Source organism: Noviherbaspirillum humi (assembly GCF_900188095.1).
Lineage (GTDB): Bacteria > Pseudomonadota > Gammaproteobacteria > Burkholderiales > Burkholderiaceae_D > Noviherbaspirillum > Noviherbaspirillum humi.
The window spans coordinates 1-14,314 of sequence record NZ_FZOT01000018.1; the positions used below are offsets into that span (position 1 = coordinate 1).

The 14,314-nt window shown below is 62.2% G+C and carries 12 protein-coding genes; 4 read left to right on the top strand and 8 right to left on the bottom strand.

The annotated features are described in order from the left end of the window. Window positions 1-156 precede the first annotated feature (156 nt). Together CHB88_RS20025 and CHB88_RS20030 are read right to left on the bottom strand one after the other, a co-directional pair. Window positions 157-405, bottom strand: a complete 249-nt coding sequence (locus CHB88_RS20025; RefSeq protein WP_089401121.1) for a hypothetical protein — start codon at window positions 403-405, stop codon at window positions 157-159. 183 nt (window positions 406-588) lie between these two features. Then, the gene (locus tag CHB88_RS20030) at window positions 589-861 is read right to left on the bottom strand and encodes a hypothetical protein (protein WP_089401122.1); all 273 of its coding nucleotides are present in this window, start codon (window positions 859-861) and stop codon (window positions 589-591) included. Window positions 862-1,348: 487 nt separating this feature from the next. Here CHB88_RS20030 and CHB88_RS20035 point away from each other — a divergent pair, with 487 nt between their 5' ends. Then, a complete protein-coding gene (locus CHB88_RS20035) occupies window positions 1,349-2,179 on the top strand; it encodes a PEP-CTERM sorting domain-containing protein (RefSeq protein ID WP_089401123.1) in 831 nt (276 codons plus the stop codon). A 934-nt stretch (window positions 2,180-3,113) separates the two neighbouring features. On the opposite strand, the gene CHB88_RS20040 is transcribed toward CHB88_RS20035, so the two are convergent. From CHB88_RS20040 to CHB88_RS20060, 5 genes are all read right to left on the bottom strand, one after another. Continuing rightward, the gene (locus tag CHB88_RS20040; protein WP_089401124.1) at window positions 3,114-5,747 is read right to left on the bottom strand and encodes an AAA family ATPase; all 2,634 of its coding nucleotides are present in this window, start codon (window positions 5,745-5,747) and stop codon (window positions 3,114-3,116) included. Next, on the bottom strand, window positions 5,744-6,862 hold the full coding sequence (locus tag CHB88_RS20045; RefSeq protein ID WP_089401125.1) for a metallophosphoesterase family protein: 1,119 nt from the start codon (window positions 6,860-6,862) through the stop codon (window positions 5,744-5,746). The genes CHB88_RS20040 and CHB88_RS20045 overlap by 4 nt, the downstream gene beginning before the upstream one ends. A 798-nt stretch (window positions 6,863-7,660) precedes the next feature. After that, window positions 7,661-8,557, bottom strand: coding sequence for a LysR substrate-binding domain-containing protein (locus CHB88_RS20050; RefSeq protein ID WP_089401126.1), 897 nt, complete (start codon window positions 8,555-8,557; stop codon window positions 7,661-7,663). A 196-nt stretch (window positions 8,558-8,753) separates the two neighbouring features. Further along, window positions 8,754-9,893 carry a metallophosphoesterase gene (locus tag CHB88_RS20055; RefSeq protein WP_089401195.1) on the bottom strand — a complete coding sequence of 380 codons (1,140 nt, stop codon included), beginning with the start codon at window positions 9,891-9,893 and terminating at the stop codon, window positions 8,754-8,756. A gap of 120 nt (window positions 9,894-10,013) precedes the next feature. Next, complete coding sequence (locus CHB88_RS20060) at window positions 10,014-10,199, bottom strand: hypothetical protein (protein ID WP_143131384.1); 186 nt, start codon at window positions 10,197-10,199, stop codon at window positions 10,014-10,016. Window positions 10,200-10,378: 179 nt separating this feature from the next. Between CHB88_RS20060 and CHB88_RS20065 the strand changes: the two genes are divergently transcribed. The 3 genes from CHB88_RS20065 (at window position 10,379) to CHB88_RS20075 (ending at window position 12,983) form a co-directional block, all read left to right on the top strand. Next, complete coding sequence (locus CHB88_RS20065; protein ID WP_089401128.1) at window positions 10,379-10,717, top strand: hypothetical protein; 339 nt, start codon at window positions 10,379-10,381, stop codon at window positions 10,715-10,717. A 117-nt stretch (window positions 10,718-10,834) separates the two neighbouring features. Beyond that, window positions 10,835-12,073 carry an NTP/NDP exchange transporter gene (locus tag CHB88_RS20070; protein ID WP_089401129.1) on the top strand — a complete coding sequence of 413 codons (1,239 nt, stop codon included), beginning with the start codon at window positions 10,835-10,837 and terminating at the stop codon, window positions 12,071-12,073. After that, window positions 12,060-12,983, top strand: coding sequence for an aldo/keto reductase (locus tag CHB88_RS20075; RefSeq protein WP_217900204.1), 924 nt, complete (start codon window positions 12,060-12,062; stop codon window positions 12,981-12,983). Before CHB88_RS20070 ends, CHB88_RS20075 begins: the two co-directional genes overlap by 14 nt. Window positions 12,984-13,045: 62 nt before the next feature. Here the strand turns inward: CHB88_RS20075 and CHB88_RS20080 are convergent, their stop codons facing one another. Further along, a complete protein-coding gene (locus tag CHB88_RS20080; protein ID WP_089401131.1) occupies window positions 13,046-14,020 on the bottom strand; it encodes a tripartite tricarboxylate transporter substrate binding protein BugD in 975 nt (324 codons plus the stop codon). Window positions 14,021-14,314 lie beyond the last annotated feature (294 nt).

Consider the following 14,314-nt stretch of genomic DNA (forward strand, 5'->3'; position numbering starts at 1 on the left):
GACGGCCATCCCGATGAAGGCGGAGTGCCGATAGGGATAGCCTCTACAGACTTGGAATCAGAGGATGCTCTTGACATGCTGCTGGCGTCTGAAAAGCTCGCTCGGGAGTTAATTGGAGCGATTTCGTTGACGAGCGGGAGAAGGCGGTAATACCACTTATCTAAGAAAACTTAGGGGTAAATTGCCCTCGAAATTGCCTAAACCAGCCGCTTCGGCTTGCCCATAGCGGCGAGCTTTTTCCCATAGAACGTCCATAGTTTCCTTCGTGCGTTCCCGATCCGCTGGCAGCTTTGCGAGCAGCTCGGCGAAGCAAATCATTGCGTTCTGTTCGGCTTGCGAGAGCTTATCGAAATGGATCAAAAGCTCTTCCGTATGCGAACCAGCTTGAGTCGCTATGTCTTTCATGGCTATCAGTGTTGATTTGCGTCAATCAATGCTAAACCAAAAATGTTTTACGAGCCATTTTTTCTGCATTCGAGGAACCCAATCGGTTCAAAGAGCGCAAAAAACCCGGCGTCTTTCGAGGCCGGGCAGATCGCTTTGGTCACTTGTTGCACGTCTGACGTTACTCCCCGCACAAGCGGCCAGTTAGATTTCCATCAACCCGCGCAGCATCTTCGAGCGCTGCACCAGGTCATCACGCTCGGTCGACGCCGGCGCCCGCCTGGCGAAGTCGGTCAGGTCCCGCAGCAGCTCGCCGATCGCCTTTTTTTCTTCGTCGGTCCACGCGGCCTGAGCGACCTTCGCCAACTCCAGTACGGTTTCAGGATCGGCGATGGATTGGAAGGTGGCTCGGCTCAGCGGGGTATCTTTCTCGATGGCTTCGAGGCAGGCTTGTTCGATGACCGGAAGGGCGTGCATGGATGGGAATCAGCAGCGTGGAGGAGCGTCCAATTATAGCCGCAGACGCATCTCATAATTACTTGCAAGGAAGTGGGTCATACAGAAGTGATACAGACTCACTGGAAGGCCAGTGTTTATGCGGTATTCCTCCCCTTGAACTACGGAGTAGTTCGGAATCATGGTCGGGATAATAGCTGGCGAATTAAAGGATAGTGGTAGCAACGTGGTATTGCTAATGCTGAGCAGCTGACCCCCGGCTTGGGAGTAATCATGGCATTTGGCTTGGTAAACCAATAAAAGCAGCCTTAAAACCAAACTCTTGAAGCGAGCCTCAGCCGCCAAGGACTTTGGTAAAAAAGTGAAAGTAACCTTAATGGAGAGTAAAAGCAGCTGTCGAAAGAATTTACAGAAGTTGCGATGTTTTTTTTAACCCTTTGTTTTATTTAGAATTTCCTGTGGGCACAAAAAATGCTACACCGAGGTTTCTATAAAAACAGGGGAAATCATGAATTTTGTAGGGAAAAACTTTAAGCTTGCTTGCATGCTTAGTTTATTGCTTGGCGCGGGTTCGGTTCATGCGACTCAGTTCAGCATCCAAGGCAGCGATGTCGTGACCAACAGCGGATATGGTTTTTCGTATTCCGGAGATGGTGGCAATCCGACAAATTCCGTCAACGATGCTCGAGGTTCCGTGGGTGACGGCGGCTATGATGCTTTTGATGGTATGGGCTACTTATCCAATACCGGCTCTTTAAGCGTCACTCGCCGAACTGAAGCGTTTCAATCTTTGAATCTATACCGATGGTTTGACACTTTCACCAACAATACTGGTTCGACCATTACACAAACCATTAACTGGTGGGGTAATCTTGGCTCTGATGGATACCAAACTACCTATGCCGGTCCAGGTAGTTCTTTCATCAACGTAGACAACAATGGATATGACCCGGTAGGCGCTTATATCTATGGGAATAACACCTTCGCTAGCACAAGCATGAATTCCTCATGGTATTGCGGTCCAGAGGGTCAGTGGAGCTGTTACGACAATGTCAATATTTCAACGACGCTTACCTTAGATGCCGGCCAGAGCGCTAGCTTACTAAATTTCGTTTTCTTGGCCAGAGATAATAATGACAGATCTGGTGATGTTGCATTAGCAACCAACACAGCCGCTAATTTGGTTGCAAATCCTTATCTAGACGGTCTCAACCAAGACGAGCGCTCCCGGATTCTCAACTGGGGAGGGATGCCATCCGAAGTGCCTGAACCAGGAACCGCAGCACTGCTTGGTCTCGGGTTGTTCGGTTTTATGATGTCGCGGCGCCGCAAGTCTTAAAACAACTAGAGAATAATGCTTCTAAACCCGCTTCGGCGGGTTTTGCTTTTAACCGGCAAACTCTTACTTTGTCATATCCGGAATGGGATATTGCCAGTGCCCGCAGGTCTACTTATCAGGGTCAATGAAATCACAGAGGTCAGCATTCGTGACCTCAAAATATGACCCGCGAGATTTCTATCGATAGGGGAAGTTGGAATATAACACCTGGCGTGTTGCAAGGCCGGGCAAACCCATTGGTCACCGATGCACCTCTGACCCTACTCCTGACGCAAGTGGTCAGTTAGATCTCCATCAATCCGCGCAGCATCTTCGAGCGCTGTACTAGGTCATCCCGCTCGGTCGACGCCAGCGACCGCCTGGCGAAGTCGGTTAGATCTCGCAGCAGCTCCCCGAGCGCCTTCTTCTCTTCATCGCTCCAGGCGGCCTGGGCTATTTGGACGAGCTCTAAGGCAGAGCTTGGATCAACGACGTCGCGGAATGCGGATTAGCCCTCAGGCGTGTATTCCTCGATGACTTCGAGGCAGGCATTTTCAATGACGGCAAGTGCGTGCATGGATACAGTGGGTTGGACAGAGGATGGCAGAGTATAGCGGCGGCAGTTTGGGGTCCAGCGTTGTATGAAATCGCACGTTGGTCAAAGTGTTGGTACTGGTAGTGATTGCCTTGCAGAGAAATATTAAATATCAAGGCGTTAGATGGTAAATAAGTTGGCACTGGTGACCGAGATATTCGATCATCTGCTGTGGTGTCATCATGGTCCCCTTCATGTCCTAGTGATTGCGCAATGGCCGCTGCCTGGCCTGGCCTTTGAAAGGCGCAGGAAAAGCGGTTCGGGCCATGTCGCGTGTCTAGGACAATTTACGATAACCGCGTCGACTCCACATGCCATGTTTTCGGTAAAGAGGCGGCGCCGGCATCGCTGCCGGCGCGGTCAGGCGACTACCCGCATCGAGCCGATGCTGCGCGGGACCACGCCGAGATCGTCCCATGCTTCCGGATGGCAGGTGAACAACAGGATCTGGTGCCGCTGCATGGCATCGAGCAGCGCACGCTTGATCCGTTCGCGCCGTGCCGCATCGGTATGCACCACCGCATCGTCGAGCATGAGCAGGGTCGGCACGCCGGCTTCCTTCAGCAAGTCGGCATAGGCAAGCCGGGTCAGTATGCCGAGCTGCTCCCGGGTGCCGAAGCTCAAGTAATTCAGTTCGGCGCCCCAGCCATCGCGGTTGAGCAGTGCCGGCGCGAGGTTGTCCTGCAGGTTGAGGTCGGATTGCGGAAACAGACGGCGGCAATAATGGGCCATGCGCTCCGCCAGCGGCGCCTGCAGCCGCTGCACCGTCCGGTCGCGTTCTTCCACCAGCATGTCGTGCAGCATCGCCAGCGCGTCGGCACGCAGCTTGAGTTCCGCCCGGCGCCGTTGCAGCTGCTCCACCTCGGCATTGACATCGGCCAGCCGTTCGCCCAGTCCTGAAGCACCGAGCTGCTCCAGCTTGCCGCGCAGCTCGGCCAGCGCCACCTTCTGCCGGGTATGCGCTTCGCGCTGCAGCGCCGCCGAGCGCTGATAGCGATCGACGTCCTGCTCCCCGGTTTCCGCCGCCAGACGATCGAGCTCCGCCCGGGCCTGCTCGATGTCCCGTGCATGCGCCTGCTCGGCGGCGACGGCCGAGGCCAGTTCCAATTGCTGTGCCTGGCGCGCGTCGGCGTCGCCGTCCGCCTCCATGCGCGCGCGCATCGCCGCCGACTGCTCCTGCTGCATGCGCAGCCTGGCTTCCGCCGCCGCGCGCGCCGTGTGCAATTCCTGCTGGCGGCGCTGGCATTGCTGCAGCCGCGCAGTGGCTTCGGCGACCGCTGCCTCGGCATCATGCCGCGACGGCGCCGTGCCGACGTCAGGCAGCTGCGCCAACCGCTGCGCCAGCTGGGCCAGCATGAGCTGTTCGTTCTCCACTGCCCGCGCCAGCGCGTCGCAGCCCTGCGGCGCATGCGCCTGCAGCAGACGCTCAAGGCTTTCCATCTCGCGCCGGGCATCCTGCCAGCGCTGGAACCTGTTTTCGGCGTCGGCCAGGTTTTGCGCGCCGAGCGCCTGGAGCAGGCCGGCGCGTTCGATGACCAGATCATCAGCCTGGGCCGCCAACACGGCGCCATCCGAAGCGGCCGGGACGATGCTGATTTCGCCTAGATCCGGCAGGTGCAACAGCGTCCGACCGGTAATCAGTGCCTGGCCGGTTCCGTCGAGGGTCTGGTCATCCATGCGCAGGGCGCGGCCGGGCTGCAACCGGTATTCGATGCGGGTGGCGCCGGTTTCCAGTCTGGCCCGCAGCGCGGCGAGCTCCGCTTCCAGCTGGCGCAGGCGATGCAGGGCGTCGACATCGACGGCATCGGCATGGGCCGCCAGGGTGAATGCCTGTAACCGTTCGCCAATGTCCCGGGACTGCGCCAGCTGCTGCTGCAGCCGTTCCACTTCCTTTTGTCTGAGGCCGGCTTGCTCCCGCCATTCCTGCGCCTGTTCCGCAGCCAGCGCCTGCTGCAGCGCGTCGCGGGAGACTTGGATGGCATGCTCGGCCTGTCCCATGGCGCCGCCGAGCTGCGCCAGCGCTTCCGCCGCCTCGGCTGCTTCAATAGCAGTCCGGCTTTGTCCGGCTTCGAGCGCCGCCAGGGCCGATAACGCTTCAAGCCGCTGTCGCTCGCGCTCCTGCAGCAACCTGATCCGGTCATGGGCGCCGGCGCGCAGCAACTGAAGCTGCTCCAACCGCACCCTGGCGTCGCGCAGCGCCGCGACCGATACCTTGGCCTGCTCGGCCTTCTGTTCCAGGGCTTCCCAGGGCTTGCGCCGGGACAGGTCATCATAGTCGGCTTCGAGTTTGCTCAGGCGATCGATCTCGGCCTCGAACTGTGCCTGCTGCAGCTGCAATTGCTGCTGGTCGCGCAGCGCCCGTTCCAGGTCGGCCTCGACCGCCGCATAGTGCTGAGTCGGCTTTCTCGTTTTTTCGGTGACGAGCTCATGCAGTTCGCGGCGCACCGCGGCGATCAGCACATCCTCGCCCGCCTCCACACGCGAGCCCGACAGCTGGTTCAGCGCATCGCGCAGATAAGTCGCCGCATGGCCGACCGGATTTTCCACGTCCTGCGCCTGCCCCTGCGTTACCCACAGCAGGCCGGGCACGCCGCCATGCTCCGGCGCCGCCGAACCGCGCACCGGCCGCGAGAAGCGCAGCAACTCGGCCAGCGCTTCTTCGGCTTCTTCCCCCTCCATGCGATGCTGGCCGTCGTGGATCAGCTCGCAGCGGGAACGCACCACGAAGCTCTTGCGCAACAGGTAGTGGCACGATCCGACCGCGAATTCGGCTTCTATCCGGGGTTGCCCCGAGGATGCCTGCCACGGCACCAGATGGCGCAGGGTGCTGGAACGGTGCTTTTCCAGGAACAGGGTGCGCACCGCGGTCGCGATGCTGGTCTTGCCGGCTTCGTTGGGGCCGGTGAAGATGTTCAGGCCGGGATCCAGGTCGTCGATGCGGACCTGCCCGGTGAACTGCTTGAAATCCTCGATCAGCAGGCGCTTGAGCTTCATGGCCGCGCTCCCAGGTCGCGCTGCAGGCGCGCCAGCAGCTGCAACGCTTCCGCCGCCAGGGCGCGCTGCGCCGGATCGTCCTGGGCGGCGTCGAGCCGGGTGACCACCTTGCCGATGTAGCCGCCGCGCGTGCCGAGGGCAGCCATGTCTTCTTCCGTCGGCAGCAGGCGCAGCGCGCCGAGGTCCGAACGCAGCGCCCGCACGCAAGCCGCGGTTTCTCCCAGCGCGGCTTCCAGCCGCTGGGATGTCGACAGATCGATGCTGCCTGCCACGCTAAGCGACAGCACGTCGCGTCCGCCCAAGCTTTTCAGGCGCTCGATCAGCCGTTCGACGTCGCTGCCGACGGCAAGGGTTTCTTCCCACTGGTGCCAGGCGTACTTGCTGCTGCGGTGCTCGGTGATGTGCGGCGGCGCGCCGGGCGCGTCGATCGCCACCTCCAGCACGAAGCCGGAGCGGTTATTGCGGAAGCGATCGGTTTCGGGCGTGCCGGCGTACCAGGTTCGTTCATCGACTTGATAGACGCCATGCCAGTCTCCCAATGCGAGATAGTCGAGCCGGGCACGGGTCGACCGATCGGCGGCGATCGGGTTGCCGGAATCGATGCTCTCCGCCAGGCGCTGAGTGACGCTGCCATGGGACAAGCCGATGCGGAAATGGCCGGGCGGCGTGTCGGCGCCATCGAAGAATTCGGTGACATCGTCGAAAGTCCGGCGCTGGGTCAGCGGCGCGGCAAGGATGGAAAAACCTTCGGCGAAAGGCATGACCTGGGGCTGCAGCAGCAGGCGGACGTTGGCCGGCACGCAGCCGAGGCGCATGGCGCGGGTCCAGACGCTTTCCGGGATCGCCGCATCGTGATTCCCCGGAATCATGATCCAGTGTCCGCTGAATAAGGAAAGGGCAGCGAACAGGCGCCGGATCACCTTGTCGGTGACCGTTTGCTGGTCGAAGACATCGCCTGCCACCAGCACCGCATCCACCTGCCTCTCCACCGCCAGCCTGGCAATGGCTTCCACCGTCTCGAAACGGGCTTCCGCCAACAGCGCACCTTCCTCGGCGGCGAACTGCCCGAAACGGGTGCCGATCTGCCAGTCAGCGGTGTGCAGGAATCGAATCATGGGAGCGGAAGGCCGATGCAAAGCGTTGGACTATACCAAAACTTGTCGCCGAGCAGGCTTATGCATGTACCTTTGCATGAAGCCAACAACATCGGCTATTTCGCATTGAGTCACGGCTAAGGCATGGGTTCTTGTGCAAGCTCATGGATGAGGCACGAAGATGAGAGCACTGATTCGATTTCCCTTTAAACGAACTATCGGCAAACGCCGTTGCGACCGATGCCTGGCGCGCTCCAGGTTGGCGATGCGGACGGCAGTTCGGGTCGCTCCAAACACAGACAAGCAGTAAAAAGGTGCCGGCACAAATAGTTCGGATTTCGAAATTTTAAAATCCAAAGCTCATGAGAAGCCGTGATCGAACGAGATGCTCTTGATTGCTTCGCCTCCTTGCGGCGGATTCCTGGCGATGGCGCCTTGCTGGCATGCCGCGACCGAGTAGTCCGATTAGCATGTATTCATTCGCGTTTCTGGTTCGCGCCGCTATTCAGATGGGTGCCGGACCCGGCCTATGTGAGGCCGGACAGCAGCGGGCCGGCACCTGGTTTGGCTCGAATGGCGAACGAGTGCGCAACCGAAGAAGGCGGCGCCGCGGCATGCTGCCTGAACAGGCAAGCCGTGCCGCGCACCCCAGTCTCGGCTCTAGGCTTCAACCAGCGTGGCAGAGAGCGCCGAAGCTTTCAGGCGCTTATGGCGCCAAACGACAGAGCAGGCAGGGGAAAAGTGAGCCGCAAGCGAAGCGGATTTTGCGCAAGGCGGGAGAAATGCTGCGGGTTATGGACCGCCCGCAGCATCGACTGGCTACAGATGGGTATGGTGCGACGCCTCGTCCACTAGCCACTCGGTAAAGTTTTCGAAGGCGGGGGAGGGCTGGCGGTCTTTCGGGTAGACGAGGTAATAGCCGTAGTCACTCTTGAGACCTTGGTCGAACGGCAAAATCAGCTTGCCCTGCTGGATTTCTTCCTCGACCAGGAAGCGCGGCATGATGGCAACGCCGAGGCCTGCCAGGAGTGCCGGGATCATGACGGAAAACTGTTCGTAGCGCTGGGCCTTGCGCGGGTGATAGCCGGGCACGCGGCGGGCGATGAACCATTTCTCCCAAACTTGGGGCAACTGGATGTGTTCCATCAGCTGATGCTTGAGCAGGTCCTGCGGCGAGTTGATCGGAATGCGCTTGGCCAGTGCCGGGCTGCATACCGGGTACAGCTCCCTGCCCAACAGATAGTGCGCCCGCATGCGGGGCCAGATGCCGCGCCCGAAGCGCAGTTCGGCGGTCAGCGAGCTGAATCCCGATTCATCCGCGACCCGCGGCGAAAACTGGATGCGGACGTCCGGATGGCGCTCGGTGAAGCCGGACAGGCGCGGAATCAGCCACTTTTGGCCGAGGGTAGGCGGCACGCCGAGGATGATGGTGGTGTTGTTGGCTTGCAGCGCACGCACCTTGACGGTAGCGTCGGCGAGCATCATCAGTGCCGGCTTGATCGCCTCGCAGTAGATCTTTCCTGCCTCGGTCAGCGCCAGGCCCTTGTGCACCCGGGTGAACAATCGCACTCCGAGGAAATCCTCCAGGCTTTGCAGCTGCTTGCTGACGGCACTCTGCGTAAGGAACAGCTCCTCCGCTGCGCGGGAGCAGGAAAGATGACGCGCGGCTGCTTCGAAGACGCGCACGGAAGTGATCGAATGAGGCAATAGCTGCATGCTTATTTCCAATTGGAACGAAGATGCAGAATTATTCTCTTTGTGTTGTCGAAATGGCAAGCCTGCAGGAAACTTTTATGAAAAAAACAACATTCCAGTTGCGGCGCGGCGACATTGCCGCGGCTTATTCGCAACGGATTCTGGACGGAGATGGGGGTGCCGAAACCGCTTTGCGGCACGGGTGCGCCGTTCAGGCTCAGGCCGGGACCAGGCGGATGTGGGTGATCTCGGAAGGCGCGCCGAAGCGCTTGGGCGGGCCCCAATAGCCCGTGCCGCGGCTGGTATAGACCCAGAGCTGCTGCAGGCGGTTCAAGCCGGCCACGAACGGTTGCTGCAGCGGCACGAAGAAATTCCAAGGAAAGAACTGGCCGCCATGGGTATGGCCGGACAACTGCAGGTCGAAGCCAGCTTCGGCGGCCGCCGCCGCGGTGCGCGGCTGGTGCGCCAGCAGGATCCTGACCGCATGGTCCGGATCGGCGCCTTGCAGCGCCGCCTGGGGGTCGCTGCGGTGGGAGCGGTCGAAGTGGTGGGCGCTGTAATCGGTCACGCCGGCCAGCAGCAGGCGGCCGCCGTTGTGGCTCAGGATCACATGCTCGTTCATCAGCACGCGCAGGCCGAGGCGACGCAGCACCGGCAGCCAGGCATGCACGTTCGAATAGTACTCATGGTTGCCGGTGACGAAGTAGGCGCCATGACGCGCGCTCAGCCGTTCCAGCGGCAGGACGTGCGAACCCAGGGCTGCCACGCTGCCATCCACCAGATCGCCGGTGATGGCCACCATGTCCGCTTCCAGGCGGTTCACCGCATCGACGATCCGGGCCAGATAGCCTTGCTTGATGGTCGGTCCGACATGGATATCGCTGATCTGCGCGATGCTGAAACCATGCAATGCTTGCGGCAGGCCTGCAATCGGCACATCCACTCGCCGTATCCGCGCGACGCGTCGGGCATTGACGAAGCCGATCAGGGAAATCAGGCCGCTCGCGGCCAGCACCGCCAGCGCGCTCCAGCGCCGCCAGACGTTGAGGTCAGCGTCGAGCAGCAGCAAGCCCGCCGCCAGCAGCGCCAGGTCGCGCAGCAGCGTGGTGACGAGCAACGTCGAGAACAATCCCATGGCCAGCATGCCGACCCAGGTAATGCGGTCCGCCAGCGACTGGCGGCGAATGCCATGCGCCGTCAGCCCGGCCGGGATCGCCGCCAGGGAAGCCAGCAGGAACAGCGTGCCGGCGATCGACGCCCACGGCTGGCCCGGCAAGGCCGGCAGCAGGCGCCAGCCGATATAGCCATGCAGCGCGGCTACGATGGCCAGCGCCAGTGCGAAGGTTCGGGAAATCATGATGGAGCGGGGAAAGGGCAGGGCGCCCGGAAACTTCAAGATGATGCTGAAAAGCCAAAGTTCAAGCCGGGCGGCGAACCGGACAGAAGCGGGCGGCGGTGGCCGCCCGGGCGGGATGTTTCATTCGGTCTGCGGCACTTCGGCCGGGCTGGTGTCCGGAACCACTTCCGGGCCATCGGGACCAAGCGGGCCGGTCGGGCTTTCCGGCGCCGGCGGAATTTCCGGTTCCATCGGCGTGGACGGCGTGATTTCCGGTGCGCCGCCCGGCGAAGGCATTTCCGGCGGTGACGCGGGATTGATATGCATGCGGAACTCCATTCGAACGACTCCTGTGAAAGACGGCATGCGGTACGCCGGCGCGGAACTCGCATCGGCATCGGTCCTCCTACCCTCAGGACTTGCATGTTCGTCATCTGTCAGAACCCGCGCCGCGCGGGAAGTTCAGGCCGCCCGCGCGCGTCCTTTCCCAGTCTGGAGGAATCCCCATGACGCTCACATTCGCTTCAACCGATTATGGTCGCATCGCCTTGGTGGCCGGCTCCCTGCTGCTGGCCGCCAGCGCTGGCGCGCAGATGCCGACCCCTTCCGATACCGGGAAGCCGGGCACCGGCCGGGCCGCGCCGGCGCCCGGCATGGTGGTGACGCCGCCTTCCGCCGGCGACGCCAGTTCCATCGCCAAGCCGCCGCCGGAGGTCGATCCCGGCATCAAGACCGCGCCGGATGATTCCCGCATGAAGCCGGATCGCGCACGCACGCCGCCGGCGAGCCAGGGCCGCGCCGACGGCAAGTGCAAGAGCACGGACAGGAATTGCGTTCAGAAATAAAATGGCCTGATTCTTCGACATCGGGGCCGGCATGCAGCAGACAGCGCGCGACAGATCGGGCAGAGGCAAGGGCAGCAGCGGGGGCGACCGGCCGGACCGGATTTCCGGCGCAGCCGCATGCTGAGCATTGCCGGCCAGGGCGTTGAACGCAAGCGGGTCGCACTGGCCTTCGCCGCCTACTTCCTTCTGCTGTCGAGCTACTACGTGCTGCGCCCGGTGCGCGACGACATGGCCGTTCAGTTCGGCGCCTCGCGCCTGCAATGGCTGTTTTCCGGCACGTTTCTTTTCACGCTGGGCATGGTGCCGCTCATCGGCCTGGCCGTGCGGCGTTTGCCGCGCGTCTGGCTGCTGCCGACGGTGTACGGCTTCCTGATCGCCAACCTGGCTGGCTTCGCCCTCGTCTTTCTGCTGGTCCCGGGCCGCCCCGCCGCGGCCGCCTTCTTCATCTGGCTCAGTGTTTTCAATCTGCTGGTGGTCTCCCTGTTCTGGAGCGGCTGCAGCGACGCCTTCAGCACCGAGGAATCGCATCGCAGCTACGGCCATATCGCCGCCGGCGGCACCGCCGGCGCCTTGGCCGGACCCGCCCTGACCGCCCTGCTTGCGCGCCATGTCCATACCAGCCAGCTGCTGCTCGTCTCCATCATCCTGCTGCTGGCGGCAACGCTGTGCATGGCCGCCTTGCGTTCCGCGAGCGCGAGCCGCGCGGCGCCTGGGGCGCCTGCTCCCGCCAGAATCGGCGGCTCCGTCCTGGCCGGCATTCCGCTCGCCCTGCGCCGGCCGCAGTTGCGGCGCATGATGCTGCTGATCGTGTCCTACACCACCGTGTCGACCCTGCTCTACATCGAACTGGTGGACCTGGCCGGCAAGCGCTATGCGGACTCCGGCGAGCGCAAGGCTTTCTTCGCCACCCTCGACCTGGTGGTCAACGGCCTGGCACTGGCGCTGCAATTGCTGGGCACCCGGCGCCTGGTGCAGCATGCCGGCCTGCGCGTCGCGCTCAGCCTCGCGCCGCTGGTCATCGGCGCCGGCCTGCTCGCACTCGGCGCCTGGCGCAGCGCCATCGCGGTGGCTGCGCTGCAGGTGCTGCACCGCGCGGGCGAGTTCGCCATCGCCAAGCCGGGCCGGGAAATGGTCTATACCACCGTGGATGCAGAAAGCCGCTACAAGGCCAAGAATTTCATCGATACCGCGGTCTACCGCGCCAGCGACGCTGCCAGCGGCTGGCTCATCGCCGCCGTGCGCACGGGCGGCGCGGACCCCATGCTCGCGGTCGGCCTGCCGGTCGCCGCAGTCTGGCTTTGGGTCGCCTACTCACTCGGGAGAAACCATGACAGCCTTACCCATGAACAGGCGTGACGCCCTGCGCCTGATGACGGCCGCCGCCATCAGCGGCATCGGCGTCCTGCCGGACGGCGCGGGCGCGGCGAACGGCGCCGATCAGCCAGGCATGCTGGCACGGCGCATACCATCCAACGGCGAATCGCTGCCGATGATCGGCCTCGGCACCTGGCAAACCTTCGACGTCGGCACCGCGCCGGCCGAGCGGGCGCCGCTGGAGGCGGTGCTGAAGGAATTCGTTGCGCTCGGCGGCCGTCTCATCGACTCCTCGCCGATGTACGGCAACTCGGAAATCGTGGCCGGCGACCTCACCGCGGCTCTGGGCTTGCGGCAAAAGCTGTTCATCGCCACCAAGGTTTGGACCTCCGGCAAGCGTGCCGGCATCGAACAGATGGAAGATTCGATGGGCAAGCTGCGCGCCGATCCGATCGACCTGATGCAGGTGCATAACCTGGTCGACGTTTCCACCCATCTCGCTACGCTGCGGGAATGGAAGCAGATCGGCCGAGTGCGGCACATCGGCGTCACCCACTACGCCGCCAGCGCGCATGATGCGGTGGCGCGGGTGATCAGCGGCGAGCCGGTGGATTTCATCCAGATCAATTACTCGGTCGGGGAGCGCGAAGCGGAACGGCGCCTGCTGCCGCTGGCGCGCGACCGCGGCGTGGCCGTCATCATCAACCGGCCCTTTGCCGGCGGCGACATGTTCCGGCGCCTGCGCAGCAAGCCGCTGCCGGGCTGGGCCGCCGAGATCGATTGCGACAGCTGGGCTCAGTTGCTGCTGAAGTTCGTGGTCTCGCATCCCGCCGTGACCTGCGCCATTCCGGCCACCGCCCGTGTCGAGCATCTGCGCGACAACATGAAGGCGGGCATGGGCCGCATGCCGGATGAAAAGATGCGGGCGCGCATTGCCGCCGAAGCCGCCTGAATCCAACGCCCAAAAAGAAGAAGGACCGCCGGGGCGGTCCTTCCTAAAGCCGAGCAGCCTGCTTATTCCGGCTGCACGCCTGCCTGCTGGATCACCGTCTTCCACTTGGCGATCTCGGACTGCAGGAACTGCTTGTGCACCTCGGGCGAGGTGCGGTTCTCGGCCACCGGCTCGGTGCCCAGGCCGGCGAAACGGTCGATCACCAGCTGGTCCTTGAGCGCCACCTTCAGGGCGCCGTTGATCTTGTCGATCACCGGACGCGGGGTGCCCTTGGGGGCATACAGGCCGTGCCAGACCGAGACTTCAAAGTTCTGCACGCCCGCCTCGCGGGTGGTCGGCAGGTCCGGGAAGACCGCGAGGCGCTTCGGCGTGGTCACCGCGTAAGCCTTGATCTTTCCCGACTTGATATAGCTGGTGGTGTTGGTGGTCTGGTCGCACATGATGTCCACCTGGCCGCCGAGCAGGTCGTTCATCGCCGGGCCGGTGCCCTTGTACGGAATCGTCGTGAACTGGGTGTTGATGGCGTGCTGGAACAGCATGCCGCACAGATGGGAAGCGGAGCCGGTGCCGGCATTGGCAAGGTTGATCTTGTCCTTGTTGGCCTTGATGTACTGCACCATGCTGCTGAAATCCTTGGCCGGGAAATTGCCTCGCGCCACCACCGTCATCGGGACCTCGGTCACCAGGCCGGCAGTCTCGAAGCTGGTCAGCGGATCGAAGGACAGTTTGCGGTACAGGCTGGGCGCGGTGGATTGGCCGATGTGGTGCAGGAGGATGGTGTAGCCGTCCGGCTGGGCGTGGGCGACGCGGGCCGCGGCGATCGTGCCGCCGGCACCGACGGTGTTCTCCACGATCACCTGCTGGCCCAGGGTCTTGCTCATCGACTGGGCGATCAGACGGCCGACCACGTCGGTCGGGCCGCCGGCGGCGAACGGGATCACCATGGTGATCGGCTTGGTGGGATAGGTCTGGGCGCTGGCGGCGGTGGCAGTCACCAGGGTCGCAGCGGCCAAGGTAAAGCGAAGCATGTTCTTCATGTGATCTCCTTTTCGTGGTCCGGTCAATCCATGCAGGCCAGACGTTCGATGCCTGTTTATTGATTTGATTCTCTTAAGAGTCGGTGGCAGTTGATTGCGCCCGCATGTTGCATGATCGACTTAGGCGGATTCTTCCATAACCATCAAAGAAAGAACATCAATTTTTATAGAGAAAATGCTCTTGTCAGGCCGGCTTTGATTAAAGTGATCGACTATCACTCGGCGAAGTGGGGCAGGTCTGCCATGCCCGGCCTTTGCAGCGCTGCTTTTGCTGCGCTGCGCAAATATTGGCAT

What these genes read in the sequence shown, in the direction of transcription:
- CHB88_RS20025 (WP_089401121.1), bottom strand. Translation starts at nt 405, where the DNA reads ATGAAAGACATAGCGACTCAAGCTGGTTCGCATACGGAAGAGCTTTTG.
- CHB88_RS20030 (WP_089401122.1), bottom strand. Translation starts at nt 861, where the DNA reads ATGCACGCCCTTCCGGTCATCGAACAAGCCTGCCTCGAAGCCATCGAG.
- CHB88_RS20035 (WP_089401123.1), top strand. Translation starts at nt 1,349, where the DNA reads ATGAATTTTGTAGGGAAAAACTTTAAGCTTGCTTGCATGCTTAGTTTA.
- CHB88_RS20040 (WP_089401124.1), bottom strand. Translation starts at nt 5,747, where the DNA reads ATGAAGCTCAAGCGCCTGCTGATCGAGGATTTCAAGCAGTTCACCGGG.
- CHB88_RS20045 (WP_089401125.1), bottom strand. Translation starts at nt 6,862, where the DNA reads ATGATTCGATTCCTGCACACCGCTGACTGGCAGATCGGCACCCGTTTC.
- CHB88_RS20050 (WP_089401126.1), bottom strand. Translation starts at nt 8,557, where the DNA reads ATGCAGCTATTGCCTCATTCGATCACTTCCGTGCGCGTCTTCGAAGCA.
- CHB88_RS20055 (WP_089401195.1), bottom strand. Translation starts at nt 9,893, where the DNA reads ATGATTTCCCGAACCTTCGCACTGGCGCTGGCCATCGTAGCCGCGCTG.
- CHB88_RS20060 (WP_143131384.1), bottom strand. Translation starts at nt 10,199, where the DNA reads ATGCATATCAATCCCGCGTCACCGCCGGAAATGCCTTCGCCGGGCGGC.
- CHB88_RS20065 (WP_089401128.1), top strand. Translation starts at nt 10,379, where the DNA reads ATGACGCTCACATTCGCTTCAACCGATTATGGTCGCATCGCCTTGGTG.
- CHB88_RS20070 (WP_089401129.1), top strand. Translation starts at nt 10,835, where the DNA reads ATGCTGAGCATTGCCGGCCAGGGCGTTGAACGCAAGCGGGTCGCACTG.
- CHB88_RS20075 (WP_217900204.1), top strand. Translation starts at nt 12,060, where the DNA reads ATGAACAGGCGTGACGCCCTGCGCCTGATGACGGCCGCCGCCATCAGC.
- CHB88_RS20080 (WP_089401131.1), bottom strand. Translation starts at nt 14,020, where the DNA reads ATGAAGAACATGCTTCGCTTTACCTTGGCCGCTGCGACCCTGGTGACT.